This is a genomic window from Streptomyces griseus (assembly GCF_900460065.1).
GTDB lineage: Bacteria > Actinomycetota > Actinomycetes > Streptomycetales > Streptomycetaceae > Streptomyces > Streptomyces griseus.
Genome location: NZ_UAVD01000003.1, coordinates 50,257 through 68,445, shown reverse-complemented (window position 1 = coordinate 68,445; position 18,189 = coordinate 50,257). Strand labels below are relative to the sequence as shown.

Genomic DNA, 18,189 nt, shown 5'->3' with positions numbered 1-18,189 from the left:
GTCTTCCGTACGGGACGCCCCCTGCCCGTCTTCCGTGCGGGGAGTCTCCCGCGGATCTCCCGTACGGGGAGTCTCCCGCGGGTCCGTCGTCGTCGGGTCCGGTGGCAGTTCCCGCATCACAACCCCTTCGTCCCACGGGCCGTTGCTCCTGCCGGAGCGGCGGCCCAGGGCAACATCATCGATCAGGACGGGCCCGGGCGGTACCAGGCCTCGGAAAACCCCGGGCGACCGGGTGACCCGGCCCTCTACGCTCCGTCGGTGACCACTCCGCCGGACGAAACGATCACCGACGCCCTCGACCACGCCGACGCCGCTCTCCTCGCCCGGCGGCTCGACGCCCTCACCTGTCCGCCGGATCTGCTCGGCCGGATGGTCCGGCACCCCGCACCCCGGATACGGCACCTCGGCCTCGCCCTCCTCGCCGAACGCGCGGACGCCCCGGTCTCCGGGGACGGGGGAGAGGACACGGCCGGGGCACACCGTCCCGCACGGCACCTGTTGCCCGATTCCCCCGGGTCCTCGCCCGAGGAGTCCCTCCTGCTCGCGGGCCTCCACGCCCGGCTCGCGGCGCGGCAGCCGCGACACCGGCTGCCGGACTGGCGCGCGGCGGCGCTGCCCGCCCGGGTGCGGATCGCCTGGCTGCGGGCGGAGATCCTCGGCGACCCGGCCGTCCTGCGTACGGAACCGGCGGGCGAACCCCTCTACCGGGCCGTGCGCGCGTGCGACGCCGCCGGGGCGCACCGCCCCGACCGGCTGGTCGCCGAACTCGTCGGTACCGGGGACCCGGTCCTGGGGGCCGAGGCGCTGCGGCTGGCCCGTGCCGGGCTGCACGCCGGGCTGCTCGCACCGGCGTTCGTACGCGGCCGGCTGGTGCGGCTGCTCGACTCGCCCGACCCCGGTGTCGTGACCGACGCACTGCGGGAACTCGCCGAGCCCTGGGCTGCGGTGACCCCCGTGGAAGCATCCCCGCTGATCCGCCCGGCGAGAGCCCTGGGCGGCCGGTCCGCCGACCGCGACGGGCCGTCCGCCGCGCTCGCGGCAGCCGCTCTCCTCGCCGCCGCCCGGCACGGTCACCCCACGGAGCTGTGGAGCACGGCGGAGGACCCGGCCGGTGCTCCGGCCCTGCGCGGGCAGGCCGTGGAACTCCTGGGCGAACGGGCGGAACGCTCCGACGTCGGCCGCCTGGTGGCCCTGGCCGGGACGGACCCCTTCCTGCTCGCCGGGCCCGTACTGACCTGTCTGCGCGCGCTGCACCGGCGCGGCCACTTCCCGGCGGCCACGGACGTCGGCCCGCTCCTCTCCCTGGCCCTGACCGACCACACGCTTCCGGCGGAGGACTTCGCCACGGTCCTCTACACCTGCCGTCACCCGCTGTTCGACGCCCTCACCGGCGCCCCGCCCACCGCCCCGGACTGGCCACGCCGGCTGGAGCTGCTCGTCGCCCTGTCGGCACAGGGGGCCGAGGACGTCCCCATCGGTGAGGCCATCATCCGCCTCCTCCCCGCGGCCCGCGCCCCGCGCCCGTTCCTCGCCGCGATCCGCGCCCTGCGGCCGCCGGCCGCCGAGGAAGCGGTACTGGCCCTGCTGCCCACGGCCCCGGCCGCCGCCCTGGACGCCCTGGAGGCCGTCGGCGGCGACCGCACGCGATCGGCGCTGGCCCACGCGTTCGGCGTCGGAGGCCCGGCGGACGGACCGCCCACGGCCGCGGACGGCCCGTCACCCCTCCCGGTCGCACCCGAACTGCGTCCCGTACGCGACCGGGCGCTGGCCCTGCTGTGGCATCTCACCCACCGACCCGGGCAGCGGCACGAACTGCTCTCCCGGCTGGCCCCGCAGGACCTCCCGCGCGACATCGAGGCCGATCTCGGCGCCCCCGACGAGCGGGAACTGGCCGTCCTGCGCGCCCGCGTGGACCTGGACGCCCCCGTCGCGGCCTTCTGCCGGATCGCGGCGCACGCCGGTGGGGGACCCGCGTCCCCGGAGGGCGTCCCCCTGGCCGACCTGCTCCTGCGCATCGTGCGCGACCTCGCCGCCGGCCGGCTCGGGCCGGGGCCGGACGCCCCGGGCCCCGGCCTCGTACCCGCGGGACCGGGCCGCCCGGACGGCGAACCGGAGCTGCCGCCCGAGGTGCTGGAGGCGACGCGTGCCCTCGGGAGCCGGCTGTGGAGTCGACGGCGGATCAGGCCCGTCTGTCTGCTCGAGGCACCGGACGGCACCGCGGCCGGCCACGCGTTCCTCACCGCGACGGTGCTCGGCCTGCTGGAGCGGCCCGAACTCACCGGAGGCGAACGGGCGGTGCTGCTCAAGGCGTTGCTCCAGAGCCCCGCGACCCCGGCCACCCGGGCCCGGGTGCACCGTTTGCTGCGCGACCGCGACCCGCACGTGCGCAAGCACGTCATCGCCCTGCTGGCCCACGACGCCACGGGCGAGGACGCGCGGGCCCTGTCCGCGACCCTCGTCCCGCTCACCCGGGACCCGGACATCCGGACCGTGCGCGCGGCCCTGTCGGCGCTGGGCGCGGCCCGGGCCCGCTGGGCCGGCGAGGCGGTCGCCGGCTGTCTCCACCACCCGAACATGAACATCCGGAAGACCGCGGCGGCCGCCCTCCTCGACGCGGGCGCGCCGGCCGCCGTCCCGCACCTCCTGCGGGCGCTCGGCCGCGACGACAACCCGGGGCTGCGCACCGCGCTGACGCGGGCGCTGCGCGCCGTCGTGGGCGACGCCCACGCGGCGACGCTCCTCGCCGCCGCCGAAGCGGCCCCCGACGAGCGGACCCGACGCCTCCTGCTCCGCGCCCTCGACCAGGAGGTGACCGTCCACGCCGTGTTCGCCCTCGACGCGGGCGGATCGCCGGTCGTCCCCGCCCTGCTGGCGCTCGTCGCCGACGGCGGGGTGCGGCTCGCCGCCGGCTCCGTCCAGGACCTGGCGGAACCACTCGCCCGGCACGGTGTGCCGACGCCGCCCGCCGCCCCCGGCGGGCCCCCGGACGGGGCCGACCCCGAGGTCGCGGCACTGCTGCGCTCCGGCTGGGACCCGGCGCTCGCCCTGCGCGTCGCCCGGCGGCCCGCGCCCCCGGACACCGTCGGCGGCCACGAACGCCGGGCGGCCCGCGCACTGCTGGGACACTGGCTCGACCTGGCCGGCAGCACCCCCGAGGCCGGGCTCCGCGCCCGCCTCCTGCGGTGCGCCCTGCGCCTGTGCCCGGGGCCGTGGTCCGCCGACGAGGCGGCGGTCCTCGCCCGGCACACCGGTACGGTGACCGAGGCGTTCGACGCCGCCACGGGCGGGGGAGCGGCACACGGGGCCCGGGCCGCGGTCGCGGGGCCGGTGGCCCGGGAGCTGGTCGAGGTCCTGCACACCGTCGCACCGCACCTGTCCGCCGACCGGCGTTTCACCGTCGTCGAAGGACTGCGCGCCCTGCCGCCCGCCGCCCCGGACGGCCGGCCCCGGCCCGGGACGGCCGCCCGCGACCTCGCGTTGCTCCGGCGGCTGGGCGCGGTGCTCGTCCGCGCCGACCTCGACCGGGCCCTGGACACCGCCCACCTCGGCGCGGACCCCTGGAGCGCCGCGCCCGCCGTGCTCCGGGAGGCGTTCGGCGTACCGGGGCGGCGGGCGCTCGACGCCGAACCGGCGGCCTGGCGTGCGGCGTTGGCCGAGGCGGTACGGACACCCGCAGCGCTGGCGGAGTTCCGGGGACACGATGGAGCCGCCACACCGGTCCTGCGCCCCGCCGACGCCGACGCCGCCGGGCGCGCCCCCGCCGCGAACGGGTCCCGGGCGCTGCTCTCCGCGCTCGTCGAGGCGTATCCGGGGGCCGCGCCCGAAGTGCGCGGGCGGCTCGTCGACTGGATGACCGAGCTCCAGCCGATCGACGCGCCCGAGTGGACCATCGCCGAGACCGGCGCGGCGAACACGGCCTCCGGGCCCGCGTCGCGCCCGGTGCGGGCGGACGATCTCGACCAGCCCCGGTCGGCCGCCCAGCGGACCCGGCTGCTGGCCATGCTGGAAGCGAAGAGGCCGGAGCGCCGGACCGCCGCGGCGCGGGCCCTGCTTGACCGGCCGGAGCCGGAGGTGGCGCGCGCCGTACTGCGTGCCTATCTGCGCGGCCGGGTGGACGTGCTCCCGGAGACGGCCTCCCTGGATCTCCTCGCCCATCCCCAGGACCACTGCGGGGACCGCCCCGAAGAGGACGGCGGCCGGCACCCCGCCCTTGCGGAGCTGACCTCCCGAGGAGTGCTGCCCGAGCGGGCGCTGCGCTGGGCGGCGCTGCTGCCCGAGGACGATCTGCCCCCGCTCGTCCCGCTGATCGTCGCGTGGTGGCAGAACGGCTCGCCCGCCGTGCACGAGGCGGCCCGGACCACGCTGCACCACGTACCCGCCGACGTCCTCGCCCACCACCTGGCACCACGCGTGGAGGCGGGCGACCTCGGACTGCTCGACCTGCTGGCCGGGGTGCGGCTGCTCCGGACCCCCGTGCTGAGCAGGGCCGAACGCCGGCTGCGTACCGAAGGCCGCGACGACCTGGCCGACGCGCTCGTCCTCGTCGACGGCCCGCTGCGCACACCCGGGGCCGCGCCCGTGGACGCTGCCGCGCTCGATGCCCTGTGCACCCCGTTCCGGCCCGCCGCGGCCGCCCCGGCGGGCCGCCCGTCGACGCCGGAACTGCTCGATCTCGCCCGCACGGGAACGCCCGAGCAGATCCGCGAGGTCCTCACCCGTCTCGTCGAGGAGCACGCCCCCGAGCCCGGAGCCGCCACGGCCCCGGAGCTGCACGCCTTGGTGGAGGAGTTGCTGAGCCACCCGCGCGCCGGGGTGCGCCTGCGCGCCCACCGGACCTCGCGCGCCCTGTTCGACCGGGACACCCACGCCCGGCTCACCGTCCTCCTGCTGTCCGATCCCTCGCCCGACGTGGTGCGGATGGCGGCGCGGACGCTCGGCCGCGCCGGCTGGGAGCCCGCGCTGCCCGGCCTCGTCCGGCTCCTCGACCACAGGGGAGCGGGGGTCCGGGGAGCGGCCCGCGAGGCGCTCGTCGGCTTCGGCGACGCGGCGGTCCCGGTCCTGCGCCGGACCGCGGCCCACGCCCGCCCCGACCGGCGGCCGCTCTACACGGACGTGCTCGCCGAGATCTCCGGCGCGGCGGTCTGACGGGGCGCACGGCCCGTCCCGGTCCGTGGGGCCGGCCTCAGCCTCCCGGCCCGCGGGACGCCGCAGCGGCGACCTGGTGCAGCGTTCGCCCCGTACGGGCGGACCTGGCGTGGTACGGGTCGGGGGAGCCGGGCCCGCCGCGCACGGCCAGGCGGTCGTTCGCCTTGATCAGCAGCCACGCCTCGTGACCGCCGCTGTCCGGCTCGTCGCCCTTGCGGACACGGGTCAGCGCGAACTCGCCGTGCAGCTTCGACCCGTACAGCCAGAACGTCGCGTGGCCGAGTGCCAGGGACTCGGAGAACGGGACGGCATCGCCCGATCCGTCGTGCCCGAGCGGCCGGTAGGTGCCCTGGTCCCAGACGATGACCGTGCCGCTGCCGGACTCCCCGCGGGGGATCACCCCTTCGAACTCGCGGTACTCCAGGGCGTGGTCCTCCGTCGGCACGGCGAGCCGGCGGTCGCTGGGGTTCTCCGACGGCCCGCGCGGCACCGCCCAGGACTTCAGTACGCCGTCGACCTCCAGCCGGAAATCGAAGTGCAGGCGCCGCGCGTCGTGGATCTGCACGACGAAGGCGGGCCGCGGTGCGCCGTCGATCTCCACGTCGTGCTCCTTTCGGTGCCCCGGCCTGTCCCGCCGGTCCGTGTCTCCACTCTGCGGCTGTCCGGGACGGACCGCACGGTGAGCCGACTGTCTTCAGGCGCATATGCCTTCGGCGCATGCCGTTCCCTCTCCGGTCTGGACCAGGTTATTGACGGCTCCTGTGGCACTCCCTTAAATCAAGTATTGAAATATGCGCCCGAGGTGATCGCCCCAACCGTTCACCTCTCGGTGCCGACCTGTCATGCGCATGCCCCCCACGCGAAGTGATGTGATGACCGTGCACCCCACGCACTCCACGGCGCGCCGCGTTTCCCGGCGCCGTCGCGTCGCCCTGTGCGCCGCCTCGCTGCTCTGCTGTTCCGCCATCCTGACCGCGCTCCCCGGCGGAGCGTCCGCCGCGCCCGCCGCCGGCTCCCAAGCCGCCGGGCCCGGGACGCGGGCCGTCGCCTTCGAGGACCAGTTCGACGGGCCCGCCGGCGCCGGTGTCGACGGCGCCAAGTGGCGGATCGAGACCGGCGACAACGTCAACAACCACGAGCGGCAGTACTACACGCCGGGGAACGACAACGCCGCGCTCGACGGCCAGGGCAACCTCGTGATCACCGCCCGGAAGGAGAACCCGGGCAACTACCAGTGCTGGTACGGGAGCTGCGAGTACACCTCGTCCCGGCTCAACACCTCCGGCACGTTCGCCGCCGCCTACGGCCACGTCGAGGCCCGGATCAAGATTCCGCGGGGCCAGGGCATCTGGCCCGCGTTCTGGATGCTGGGCGACGACTTCGGCAACGTCGGCTGGCCCGACAGCGGCGAGATCGACGTGATGGAGAACGTCGGCTTCGAACCCGGCACCGTCCACGGCACCCTGCACGGACCGGGATACTCGGGCTCCGGCGGCATCGGCGCCGCGTACACGCTGCCGAACGGACAGGCGTTCGCCGACGACTTCCACACCTTCGCCATCGACTGGGCGCCCGACTCCATCACCTGGTCCGTCGACGGCAACGTCTTCCAGCGGCGCTCCCCGGCCGACCTGAACGGCAACCGCTGGGTGTTCAACAAGCCCTTCTTCCTCATCCTGAACCTCGCGGTCGGCGGCTACTGGCCCGGCGACCCCGACGGCAGCACGCAGTTCCCGCAGCAGATGGTCATCGACTACGTCCGCGTGACGACCGGCGACTGACTCCCGGGGACCGACAACCGGCGGCCGTGCCCGACGGCCCGCCGGCCGGCAACGGGTCGCGTCCGAGCCCACGCTCCGGCCGCGGTGGAACCAGCAGCTCCGGCGCCCGTCCGCGGCAGTCCGCGGACGGGCGCCGGCTCTCTTCCTACAAGGACGGTGACCGTATGACCGCGACCCCCCGCTCCCCGCGAAGACGGCTCGGGAGCCTCGCGCTGCCCGCTCTGGCGCTCGTCGCCGTGGCCGCGTTCCTCACCCGCGCCGGCCCCGCCACCGCAGCTGTCGCCGCGACCGGGCAGATCTCCGGCATCGGCGGCAAGTGCGTCGACGTGGCGGGCGCGTCCGCCGCCAACGGGACCGCCGTACAGCTCTACGACTGCAACGGGACCGGCGCCCAGCAGTGGGACGTCCGCTCCGACGGCACCGTGCGCGCGCTCGGCAAGTGCCTCGACGTCAAGGACGGCGCGACCGCCAACGGCACCGTCCTCCAACTGTGGGACTGCAACGGTTCGGCCGCCCAGCGCTGGGGGATCTCCGCCGCCCGCGACATCGTCTCCGTAGCGGCCGACAAGTGCCTCGACGCGACCGGCAACAGCTCCGCCAACGGCACCCGGCTCCAGCTGTGGACCTGCACCGGGGCCGCCAACCAGAAGTGGAACGCCCCGTCCGGCGGCGGCGATCCCGACCCGGGCGGGGCCCCGATGGCCGTGGCCCCCTACCTCTACAACGGCTGGGGCAGCCCGCCCTCCCCGACGACCGTGATGAACGCGACGGGCGTCAAGTGGTTCACCCTCGCCTTCGTCCTGAGCAACGGCTACTGCAACCCCCAGTGGGACGGTGGCCGCCCCCTCGTCGGAGGAGTGGACCAGCGGACCATCAACACCGTGCGGGCCGCCGGCGGCGACGTGATCCCGTCGTTCGGCGGCTGGAGCGGCAACAAGCTGGAGAGCTCCTGCGGCAGCGCGGGCGAACTGGCCGCCGCCTACCAGAAGGTCATCGACGCGTACGGGCTCAAGGCCATCGACATCGACATCGAAGCCGCCGCCTACGACTCGCCGACCGTCCAGCAGCGCACCGTGGACGCCCTGAAGACCATCCGGGCGAACAACCCCGGCATCAAGCTGTACGTCACCTTCGGCACCGGCCAGAACGGTTCCGACACCAGCCTGATCAACCGGGCCGCCCAGTCCGGCCTCACCGTCGACAGCTGGACCATCATGCCGTTCAACTTCGGCGGCAACGGCCAGAACATGGGCACCCTCAGCGTCCGCGCCGCCGAAGGGCTCAAGACGGCCGTCAAGGGCGCCTACGGCTACAGCGACGACCAGGCCTACCGGCACACCGGCATCTCCTCGATGAACGGCACCACCGACGTCGGCGAGACCATCACCGTCGCCGACTTCCGGACCATCCTCGCCTACGCCCAGCAGCGGCACCTCGCCCGGCTGACCTTCTGGTCCGTCAACCGCGACCGCCCCTGCACCGGCGGCGGCGCCGACACCTGTTCGGGTGTCGGACAGCAGCCGTGGGACTTCACGCGGGTCCTCGCGCAGTACCGGGGCTGACCCGCCCCCCCGCCCGCTCCCGGGGCGGCCGCAAGCCGGTGGACGGCGGCAGAGGTGCTCCTGCCGCCGTCCACCCCTCACCGTCGGAGAACCGGAATAGCATGATCCCCATGGAACAGCGCACACTCGGCAGGACCGGCCGTGACGTCTCGGTCGTCGGACAGGGCACCTGGCAGCTCGGGGGCGACTGGGGCGAGGTCGCGGAGGAGGACGCCTTCGGGGTCCTCGACGCTGCCGTCGAATCCGGCGTCACCTTCTTCGACACCGCGGACGTCTACGGCGACGGCCGCAGCGAACAGCTCATCGGCCGCTACCTCAAGACCCGCCCCGACGCCGACGTCTTCGTCGCCACCAAGATGGGCCGCCGGGCCGACCAGCTGCCGGAGAACTACGTCCTGGACAACTTCCGCGCCTGGAACGACCGTTCCCGCGCGAACCTCGGGACCGACACGCTCGACCTCGTACAACTGCACTGCCCGCCCAGTGCCGTCTACTCCTCTGACGCCGTCTACGACGCCCTCGACACCCTGGTCGCCGAGCAGCGGATCGCCGCCTACGCGGTGAGCGTCGAGACCTGCGCCGAGGCGCTGACCGCCATCGCGCGCCCCGGCGTCGCGAGCGTGCAGATCATCCTCAACCCGTTCCGCCTCAAGCCGCTGGACGAGGTCCTCCCGGCCGCCGCGGCGGCGGGCGTCGGCATCATCGCCCGGGTGCCGCTCGCCTCGGGCCTGCTCTCCGGCAAGTACACCAAGGACACGGTCTTCGGCCCCGAGGACCACCGCACGTACAACCGGCACGGCGAAGCGTTCGACCGGGGCGAGACGTTCTCCGGCATCGACTACGCGACCGGCGTCGCCGCGGCGGCGGAGTTCGCCGAACTGGCCCCCGAGGGCGCCACCCCGGCGCAGACCGCGCTGCGCTGGATCATCCAGCAGCCGGGCGTGACCAGTGTGATCCCCGGCGCACGCTCGGTGGGACAGGCCCGCGCCAACGCGGCGGCGGCCGACCTGCCGCCGCTGCCGCAGTCCACCCTGGACGCGGTACGCGAGCTGTACGACCGGTCGATCCGCGCGGAGGTCCACGACCGCTGGTGAGGCCGGGCGGGTCCGGAGCGGGCGAGCCCCGAAAGCAGAGAGGGGAGCGGGCGGGACTCAGTCGTCCTGCTCGTCGTCCCCGCCCTGCCCGCCGTCCTGCTGGTCCTGCTGCTGTCCCTCGCCGTCGCCGACGTCCTGCGAGGGGCCCGAGGAGGGACTCTGATCCGGCGTTCCGGCCGAGCTGGAGTCCGGGGAGAAGAGGATCATCCCGAGGTACACGGCGGCCAGGAACGTCGCGGTGCCCGCGATGGCACTGGCCACCCTGGGCCGCCGTCGTATCGCCTCACGGGTGCTGCGACGACGGGCCGGAGCCGATCGGGTCGGCGCCTGCCGTCTTCGCCCCGTGGGCCCCGGGAGCCGGTACGTCGTCGGGGCGACCGGCGCCGGCGGCCCGGCAGGGGAGGGCTTCGGGGCCAGGGGGGCGGGCGCCCGGTGGGACGTGGGCGTCTGGAGGGGAAGCGGCTCCGGCCGGCCGCGCCAGGCGTCGGTGCGGAACCAGTCGGAGACCTGCTGCGCGGTGGGCCGTTCCTCCGGCTGCTTGGCCAGCAGCCCGAGGAGATACGAGTCGAAGGCGGCCGATATCTCCACGCCCCGCTGCCGCAGCGGGACCGGCGGGGTGTCGACATGCTGGTACAGCGTCGCGGTCGCCGTGTCGGAGCGGAACGGCGGCTGACCGAGCAGCAGTTGATAGACGACACAACCCAGGGAGTACATGTCCGACGCCGAGTCGGCGGTCCGTCCCAGCGCCCGCTCGGGGGCCAGATAGAGGCTCGTCCCGACGATGTGGCCGGCCGTCGTCAGCGCGGTCGAGGGGTCGTCCACGAACTGGGCGATCCCGAAGTCGCCGATCTTCACCGAGCCGTCCGCGTCCAGCATCAGGTTGCCCGGCTTGATGTCGCGGTGGACGATGCCCTGGCGGTGCGCGGCGGCCAGCCCGGCGGCGGCCTGGCCCGCGATCCGGGCGACCTGTTCGGGATGGACCCGCTCCTGGGCGGCCAGCAGGTCCCCGAGGCTCTGCCCCTCGACCAGCTCCATCACCAGGAAGAACCGGTCCTCCCAGGCCCCGAAGTCGAACACGGCCACCAGATGCGGATGGCTCAGCCGCGCGGCGGTCTGCGCCTCCAGCCGGAAGCGGGCGGTCGACGAGGCGTCCGCCTGGTCGCCCAGCAGCAGCTTCACGGCCACGGCACGCCCCAGCACCTCGTCGGTGGCACGCCACACCTCGCCCATGCCGCCACGACCGATGGGGGATACCAATCGGTACCGACCAGCTACCAGCACCTGTGCACCTGTCTCGAATTGTGGCCCGCTCCGGCTGCCGGGCCCCGTTGTTCCCGCTCTCCGGCGGAGTCCGGGGCGGAGCGGCGAAGGACATGATCAGGATATCGGTCCGGCGGAGCCCCGATGCCCCGACGGCCCTTTCCCCGGGCTCTGCTGACGGGCCGGTACCCCTCCGCGCCCGTCCCGGCGCCGGGAGCGCCCGCCGGACCCCGGTTCAGCCGAGCAGCCGACGGTACGCGGCATCGGCCGTGAACGCGGACTGCCCGTCCACGAAAAGCAGTTCGGCGGTTCCGAACGCCGGGTCCGACGCCGTCCCCGGCACATAGGGGACGGCGAAGCACCGCATGCCCGCCGCGTGCGCGGCCGCCGCTCCGGGAGGCGCGTCCTCCAGCACCACGCAGTCCGCCGGCTCCGCCGCCATCCGCCGGGCCGTCTCCAGGAAGACGTCCGGCTCCGGCTTGCCGTGCGCGACCTCCTCGGCGGAGACGTACAGCGGGATGTACGCGTCCAGCCCGGTCACCGCGAGGACCGCCCCGATCGCGGCCCGGGACGAACCGGAGGCCACCGCCATCGGCACCCCGGCCGCGTGCAGGCGCTCCACGAAGACCCGCATCTGCGGGAAGACCTCGGTCGACGACCCGGCCAGCTCCAGATAGAGGGCGTTCTTCCCGGCGAGGAGCTCCTCGACCGGGGCGTCGATCCCGTACTCCGCGCGCAGAACCGTCAGCGTCTCCCGGGTGCCGATGCCGATGAACCGGGTGTGGGCCTCCCAGTCGAAGTCCCGGACCCCGTACCGGGCGAGCAGCCGGCGCCCGGCCTCGAAGTAGTTCGGCTCGCTGTCCACCAGCGTTCCGTCGAGATCGAAGATCACGTGAGGGCCGGGCTCGGTCACGGGGCGGGGCGTCATGGCCCCAGCATGCCCCAGCCCCTGACGGTCGGCCCGGTCACCCCCGGCCGGCCCCGGGACCCGGCCGGTCCCGGTCGCCCGCCGCGCGCCCCACGGATTCGACCAGCGGCAGCACCCGGTGCGCCACCCGCTCGCGGAGCGCCACGTCGGTCCGGGTCCTGACGACCCCCGGCAGCTGGATCAGCCGCTGGATCACGTCCTCCAGATGCCCGGCGTCCCGGGCGACGACGCGGGTCAGCAGATCGCCCCCGCCCGTCGTCGAGAACGCCTCGATGATCTCCGGCACGGCCGCCAGGGCGTCGCCCACCTCGACCAGATGCCCCTGGGTGACCTCCAGGTGGACGAAGGCGAGCACGGGATGGCCGAGCGCGGCGGGGGAGAGGGTCGGCCCGGTACCGGTGATCACGCCGTCGCGCTCCAGCCGGTCGAGCCGGGCCTGCAGCGTGCCGCGGGCCACCCCGAGGATGCGCGCGTACTCCCGGACGCTGGTACGCGGCTGCTCGATCAGCAGCCGCAGGATCCGGGTGTCGAGAACGTCCACCGCCATGATCCGCAGATCTCCTTCCGAGCCGTCCGGTGCGGCCCCGACTGTACCCAGGGCGGGGCGCCCCGCCCCGAACCGGAGCCCGGTCGTCCGGTGCGTGCTTCCGCCGGGCGCGCGGCGGCGCCCGCCCCTGGTGGTCCGTTGGCACGCCACCGGCCGAAGATCACCGGGCTTCACTGGGCCATTGGCACATGGTTCTCGTCCCGGTTTGATCCAAGGGCCCGATAGATGCTGCAATGGATCCATCAATGGCGCTGCGGACTTCCGCGGCGCCTTTTTCATGCGAGTTCTGCGGGGACGCGGAAGGGGCGGAAGTGTGCTGAAGAGGGTGTTCATGGCGCCGGACCCGGGGCGGGTGCGGCTGCGCTTCGCAGGCCGGGGCGTCCTCGGCATCAGCCTCGCGGTCGCGCTGTGCGGCCTCGTCGGCCACTCGCTCGTGGCGGCGATCACGGGCGGTCTCGCGGCGCTGCTCGCCCTGTTCACCGTGACCGACCCGACCGTGCGCGGCCAGGCGGTCACCACCGCCCTGCTCCCCGTCGTCGGCCTGCCCGTCCTCGCCGTCGCCGCCGTACTGCACGACCATCCGGTCGCCCGCGACCTGGTCTTCCTCGCGGTGATGGGGGCGGGCGTGTACGCGCGGCGCTGGGGACCGCGCGGCCACGCGCTGGGCGTCTTCGCGTTCATGATGCTGTTCGCCGCCCAGTTCCTGCACACCGTGCCCGGTCAGCTGCCGGAGCTGTACGCCGCCGTGCTGCTCTCCCTGGGCGCCTCGGCCACCGTGCGCTTCGGCCTGTGGTGCTACGAGCGGCGGCTGCCCGTCGTGCCCGTGCCCGCACCCCCAAAGGGCCGGGGCCCGCTGCGCATCACCACCCGGCAGGCCGTCCAGGCCACCCTGGGCGGGGCCTTCGCGCTGGGCTTGGGGCAGCTCCTGTCCGACCAGCGGTGGTACTGGGCCGTGGGAGCCACCTGGTGGGTCTTCGTGAACACCACCTCGCGGGGCGAGACGCTCGTACGGGGCTTCCGGCGGGTCCTGGGCACGGTGATCGGGATCGTCGCGGGTTTCGCCGTGGCCATCCCGCTCGACGGCGCGGGGGCCCCGACGGCCGTCGTCGTCGCGGTCAGCGTCTTCGGCATCTTCTACGCGGCGGCGGTCTCGTACAGCTGGATGATGTTCTTCGTGACGGTGATGGCCGGCATGCTCTACGGGGCGCTGGGCGTCCTGGACGCCGCCCTGCTCTGGCTGCGCGTCGCGGAGACCGCCGTCGGCTCCCTCGGTGCGGTGCTCGCCGTGCTGCTGGTCCTTCCCGTCACCACCCACTCCATCACCGACGCGTGGATCCAGAAGGCCCTGCGGTGCGTCCACGCCTGCACGGCGGAGGCCGCCGACCGGCTCGCCGGCTCGGCGCTCGCCGACCCCGGCCCCCGCGTCGCCGAGCTGGAGGTGCTGCTCGGCCGGGTCCGGCTCTCCATCGCGCCGCTGGTGCACCCCCTGAGCCCGCTGCGGGCCCGCAAGGCGCGCGCCCGGCAGGTGCTCGCGCTGCTGGACGACTGCGTGACCGAGGTCCGGGGCCTGGCCTCGATCGCCGCCGACCCGGACGCCTCGCACGACGCACGCCTGTCGGCCGCCTGCGCCCGCGTCGAGGCGGCCGTGGAGATCCTCACCGCGCCCCGCCCCGGCACGGTTCCCGCCGTTCCCGTCCAGGCGCACCGCCCCACCGCGACCGAACCCGCTCTGGCCCACCTGCACGGCCTGGAGCGTGCCCTCGCCCAACTCGTCAGCCCGCTGAGCCACGCTCCCTACGCGGCGTCGACGCACGCCTGAGGAGCGGAGCGGGGGCGGGGTGGAACACCCGCCGCCCCCGTCGCCCCCGCTGCCGGCCGCACCGCCGGCCGGGCGCTGCGCCGTGCGTCGCCCGCCGCCCGCGAGCCGTGCCGCGGAGATCAGTCCGGGAGCTGGGCCCGCCGTCCCGGAGCGGCGGAGGACTGCATGGTCATCCCGCCGTCGACGACCAGCAGCTGGCCGGTGAGGTAGCGGGACTCGTCGGAGGCGAGGAAGACCATCGTGTGGCCGATGTCCTCGGGCGAGCCGAGGTAGGGCAGGGCGTTGCCCTCGGTGAGGCTCTGGATGACGCCGGGCGGCAGGTTGTTCTCCAGCGCGGGAGTCAGGACGGCGCCGGGGGCGATGGCGTTGCAGCGCACGTTCTGGGGCCCGTACTGGACGGCGATGGACTTGGTGATGCTGACGACGGCCGCCTTGACCGCCCCGTAGGAGGTCTGGAGGACGTCACCGACCAGTGCGGCGACCGAGGCGGTGTTGATCACCGATCCGCCGCCCGCGCGGATCATGTGCGGGAGCGCGTGCCGGGTGCCGAGGAGCGTGCTGGTCACATTGCGGGAGACCGCCCGGTCGAACTCGTCCATGCTCATGCGCAGCACGTCCAGGTCGGTGCGCGGGTCGGTGCCGCCGACGTGGTTGCACAGCACGTTCAGGGAGCCGAACTCGGCGACGGTGGCGGCGATCATGTCCGCGATGGAGCCCTCGTCGGTGACATCCACCGTCACGGGCAGAGCCCGGCCGCCGGCCTCCTCGATCAGCGCGGCGGTCTCCGTGGCGGCCTCGGTGCTGTAGTCCGCGACGACGACCCGCGCTCCCTCCCGGCTCATGAGCCGGGAGGCGGCCCGGCCGATGCCGCTGCCGCCGCCGGTGATGACGGCGACCTTGTCCTTCAGGCGTTCCATGGGCTGTCTCCTTCGAATCGGGTGCACCACGGGTCTCGGGCTTCGACCGCGGTCGAAGCCGGGACACCGTGCGGTGCGTGGGCGGCGCGGGACCGGGGCTGGGCGAGCCGGGCCGGCGCCCGTCCGACGCGGGCGCCGCCACGACCCGGGTCGGCGGGGCCGCGCTCGGGAAAGACTACGCTTTTGCATGTTACATACACATCAAGGCTCCGCGAGGCGGCGGGCGAGGACTCGCGTCCGGGCGCCACGGGGATACTGGTACGCCGAACCAGTGGAAGGGACACGGCACGTATGACACCGCCGAGCGAGCAGGACGCCCGCCTCCATGACCTCGAACGGGAGCTGACCCTGCTCTCCAGGCATTTCATCGCCTCGCGCGGCCCCCGCATCGGCCAGAGCCTCGACCGCTCGGCCTATGTGCTCCTCACCCGGATGGAGACGGGCGAGCCGCTGACGCTGAAGGAGCTGGCGCACACCTTCCAGGCGGACGTGTCCACCATCCACCGGCAGGTGGGCACCATGCTCCGGCACGGCCTCGTCGAGCGGATCGACGCCGCCACGCGGGCGGGCGCCCGGACCTTCCGCCCCACCCCGCTGGGTCTGGAGCGGCTGGAGGCCGACCGGGCCATCAGCCGGGCCGGGGCCGCGCGGCTGATCGAGGCGGCCGGGTGGAGCGACGCGCGCACCCAGGAGTTCCTCACGCTGATGGTCGAGTTCAACCACGGCATCGAGCGGCTCGAAGAACTCTCCCGGGACCATGCCGCCCGGCCCGCGGACGAGCCGCCCGCCGCGCAGTAGGCGGAGGGCGCGCCTCTCCCGGCGGACCCGCGGCCGACGAGGGCGGGTCAGGCGCGTTCGGGTATTGGTCTGGACCGCAGCGGGCCGCCTGCTACCGTCGGCCGTGAAGATCGCGGCGACGGTGAAGAGGGGTAGCGCGATGATCGGCAACAGCGCCGGGCGGGCATTCATAGGGTCGTTCACCTCGGCGGGCGGGCACGGAATCACCGCGGCCGCCGTGGACCGGGACACCGGCGCGCTGACGGTGCTGGGGTCCACGGACGCCGTGCCCGACCCCTCGTTCCTCGCCGTCGCCCCGGGCGGCACGGCCCTGTACGCGGTCGGCGAGAGCGCCCCGGGCGTCGCCGCCGCCTTCGCCCTCGACGGCGAGGTGCCCGCTCTGCTGGGACCCGTCCGCGCCGTCGACGGCGACGCGCCCACCCACCTCGCGCTCGCCGCGAACCACCTGGTCACGGCCAACTACACCTCCGGCGGCGTCACCGCCCTGCCGGTCCTCGCCGACGGCTCGCTCGGAGCGGCGGCCTCGGTGCTCCAGCACCGGGGCAGCGGCCCGGACACCGGCCGCCAGGAGACCCCCCACGCCCATCAGGTGCTCGCCGACCCCTCGGGGAACTGGGTGGTCAGCGTGGACCTCGGCACCGACTCGGTACGCGTCTGCGCCCTGGATCCCGCCACCGGCGCCCTGCGCCTGCACGGCGAGACCGCCCTGCGCCCCGGCACGGGTCCGCGCCATCTGGCCTTCCACCCCTCGGGCACGCTCGCCTACGTCCTGGGCGAGCTGGAGCCGACGCTCACCGTGTGCCGCTGGGACGCGGTCACGGGCCGCCTCGACGTGCTCGGCGAGACACCGGTGCTGCCCGAGCACGAGGCGGCCGACGACGCGGCCCGCACCTATCCGTCCGAGGTCGTCGTCGCGCACGACGGGCGCTTCGTGTGGACCGCCAACCGGGGCCACGACAGCATCTCCGTGCTCACTCTCGACGAGAGCGGCGAGCAGGCCGCCCTGGTGGCCACCGTCGGCTGTGGCGGCCACTGGCCGCGCGATCTCACCCTCGACCCGAGCGGCCAGTGGCTCTACGCGGCCAACGAGCGCTCCGGGAACGTCAGCTGGTTCGCCGTGGACGCCGAGACCGGCGTACCGCGGCACGCCGGCTCGGTCGAGGTCCCCGCGGCCTCCTGCGTCGTGCTCGTCTGACGGCGGCGGCCCCGGACAGCGCGGCGGGCCCGGACCGGAGGATCTCCTCCCGGTCCGGGCCCGCCGCGCTGTCCGGCTTCCCGGGCCGCCGCCCGGCGGCGACGGCCTCCGGTCAGTGAGCCTGGGCTCCCTGCGGCGTCGCCGGCGTGATGCCCAGCGTCGTGGCGTACAGGGACAGGACGAGCTTGCCGATCGCCGGGTAGGCGCCCAGCGGCTCGGCCGTCGCGCAGCCCGCCTCCTTCGCGGCGGCGTCCAGCAGGCCGGGGTCGATCTCCGGGCCCACCAGGTACGGCGCCAGCGCCAGCTGCGCGGAGCCGGAGCCCTGGAGCTGCTCCGCGATCGAGGCGACCGAGCCCTCCACGTCCAGCGCGGCGGCCATCACCGGCACGGCGAGCCGGGCGGCCAGCAGCATGCCGGTGATCCCGGCGGCCCGCACGGCCTCGTCGCCGCCCACCGTGACGAGCACGATGCCGTCCGCGGCGGTCGCCACGGTGAACAGCCTGGCGCGGTCGGCGCGCGCCAGCCCGGCCTCCGACAGCCGTACGTGCAGGGCCTCGGCGAGCAGCGGGTGCGGGCCGAGCACATCGGTCAGCTCGGCCTGCGTACCGCTGTCCATCACGGCCTGTCGTATCCGCCGGATCAGCGCGCTGTCCGGCCCCGCGAGCAGCGGGACCACGACGGCGGGCGGCCCCGCGGGCTCGGCGACCTCACGGCCGGCGGCGACAGCCTGCTCGAAGCGCGCGACGCGCTCGGCGGCGGAGTGGGCGAGAGCGGTGGCAAGGGTCGGGTACTCGGCGTCGTCACCGTCGAGGTAGCCGATCCGGGCGTTGAGGCCGGGCAGCTCGGAACGGGCGATGCTGATCACTTCCTCGGCCAGGCTGCGCGTGGCCGAAGAAGGGGTGCCGGGAACGGCGAGAACGAGCGCGGCAGCGCCCTCGGGTGCGACCACGGGCTCCGGGCGGCGGTGCCGTCCGGACTGGCGAGGTCGCGGCATTCGTACAGGCAGGCCGGAAGCGGGCCCAGTGGGGGTGCTCATGGCGCCGCATGCTACTGGTTTTGCCTGCCCCTCCGTTCGGGGAGGGTCCGGTCGAGCGTTAACTATCCGCTTATGTCCGATGAGTGATGTACCACCGGAGTGTCCCT

13 protein-coding genes are annotated in these 18,189 nt (G+C 74.8%); 7 read left to right on the top strand and 6 right to left on the bottom strand.

Going from position 1 to position 18,189, the window contains the following annotated elements; all coding sequences use genetic code 11:
• Positions 1-258: 258 nt before the first annotated feature.
• The gene (locus tag DTB53_RS01475; protein ID WP_012381978.1) at positions 259-5,145 is read left to right on the top strand and encodes a HEAT repeat domain-containing protein; all 4,887 of its coding nucleotides are present in this window, start codon (positions 259-261) and stop codon (positions 5,143-5,145) included.
• Between the two features lie 37 nt (positions 5,146-5,182).
• Here DTB53_RS01475 and DTB53_RS01470 read toward each other — a convergent pair whose 3' ends face one another.
• A complete protein-coding gene (locus DTB53_RS01470; RefSeq protein WP_012381979.1) occupies positions 5,183-5,746 on the bottom strand; it encodes a DNA polymerase ligase N-terminal domain-containing protein in 564 nt (187 codons plus the stop codon).
• A gap of 271 nt (positions 5,747-6,017) precedes the next feature.
• Between DTB53_RS01470 and DTB53_RS01465 the strand changes: the two genes are divergently transcribed.
• From DTB53_RS01465 to DTB53_RS01455, 3 genes are all read left to right on the top strand, one after another.
• Entirely contained in the window at positions 6,018-6,926 is a 909-nt protein-coding gene (locus DTB53_RS01465; RefSeq protein ID WP_042497693.1) for a glycoside hydrolase family 16 protein, read from the top strand.
• Positions 6,927-7,090: 164 nt separating this feature from the next.
• The gene (locus tag DTB53_RS01460; RefSeq protein ID WP_012381980.1) at positions 7,091-8,488 is read left to right on the top strand and encodes a chitinase; all 1,398 of its coding nucleotides are present in this window, start codon (positions 7,091-7,093) and stop codon (positions 8,486-8,488) included.
• A gap of 101 nt (positions 8,489-8,589) precedes the next feature.
• On the top strand, positions 8,590-9,582 hold the full coding sequence (locus tag DTB53_RS01455; RefSeq protein ID WP_106431732.1) for an aldo/keto reductase: 993 nt from the start codon (positions 8,590-8,592) through the stop codon (positions 9,580-9,582).
• A 57-nt stretch (positions 9,583-9,639) separates the two neighbouring features.
• Here the strand turns inward: DTB53_RS01455 and DTB53_RS01450 are convergent, their stop codons facing one another.
• From DTB53_RS01450 to DTB53_RS01440, 3 genes are all read right to left on the bottom strand, one after another.
• Positions 9,640-10,812: a serine/threonine-protein kinase gene (locus DTB53_RS01450; protein WP_042497697.1), complete on the bottom strand. Its 1,173-nt coding sequence runs from the start codon at positions 10,810-10,812 to the stop codon at positions 9,640-9,642.
• Positions 10,813-11,077: 265 nt separating this feature from the next.
• Positions 11,078-11,770, bottom strand: coding sequence for an HAD family hydrolase (locus tag DTB53_RS01445; RefSeq protein ID WP_012381983.1), 693 nt, complete (start codon positions 11,768-11,770; stop codon positions 11,078-11,080).
• A 37-nt stretch (positions 11,771-11,807) separates the two neighbouring features.
• Positions 11,808-12,317, bottom strand: coding sequence for an Lrp/AsnC family transcriptional regulator (locus tag DTB53_RS01440; RefSeq protein WP_003970811.1), 510 nt, complete (start codon positions 12,315-12,317; stop codon positions 11,808-11,810).
• A gap of 313 nt (positions 12,318-12,630) precedes the next feature.
• Here DTB53_RS01440 and DTB53_RS01435 point away from each other — a divergent pair, with 313 nt between their 5' ends.
• A complete protein-coding gene (locus tag DTB53_RS01435) occupies positions 12,631-14,136 on the top strand; it encodes an FUSC family protein (protein WP_012381984.1) in 1,506 nt (501 codons plus the stop codon).
• A 119-nt stretch (positions 14,137-14,255) separates the two neighbouring features.
• Here the strand turns inward: DTB53_RS01435 and DTB53_RS01430 are convergent, their stop codons facing one another.
• A complete protein-coding gene (locus DTB53_RS01430; RefSeq protein WP_012381985.1) occupies positions 14,256-15,053 on the bottom strand; it encodes an SDR family NAD(P)-dependent oxidoreductase in 798 nt (265 codons plus the stop codon).
• 291 nt (positions 15,054-15,344) lie between these two features.
• Between DTB53_RS01430 and DTB53_RS01425 the strand changes: the two genes are divergently transcribed.
• Together DTB53_RS01425 and DTB53_RS01420 are read left to right on the top strand one after the other, a co-directional pair.
• Positions 15,345-15,851 carry a helix-turn-helix domain-containing protein gene (locus DTB53_RS01425; protein ID WP_003970814.1) on the top strand — a complete coding sequence of 169 codons (507 nt, stop codon included), beginning with the start codon at positions 15,345-15,347 and terminating at the stop codon, positions 15,849-15,851.
• A 139-nt stretch (positions 15,852-15,990) separates the two neighbouring features.
• Positions 15,991-17,046 (top strand): lactonase family protein, encoded by a 1,056-nt coding sequence (locus tag DTB53_RS01420; protein WP_012381986.1) that lies wholly within the window; start codon positions 15,991-15,993, stop codon positions 17,044-17,046.
• A 112-nt stretch (positions 17,047-17,158) separates the two neighbouring features.
• On the opposite strand, the gene DTB53_RS01415 is transcribed toward DTB53_RS01420, so the two are convergent.
• Positions 17,159-18,082 carry a sirohydrochlorin chelatase gene (locus DTB53_RS01415; RefSeq protein WP_003970816.1) on the bottom strand — a complete coding sequence of 308 codons (924 nt, stop codon included), beginning with the start codon at positions 18,080-18,082 and terminating at the stop codon, positions 17,159-17,161.
• Positions 18,083-18,189: the final 107 nt, after the last annotated feature.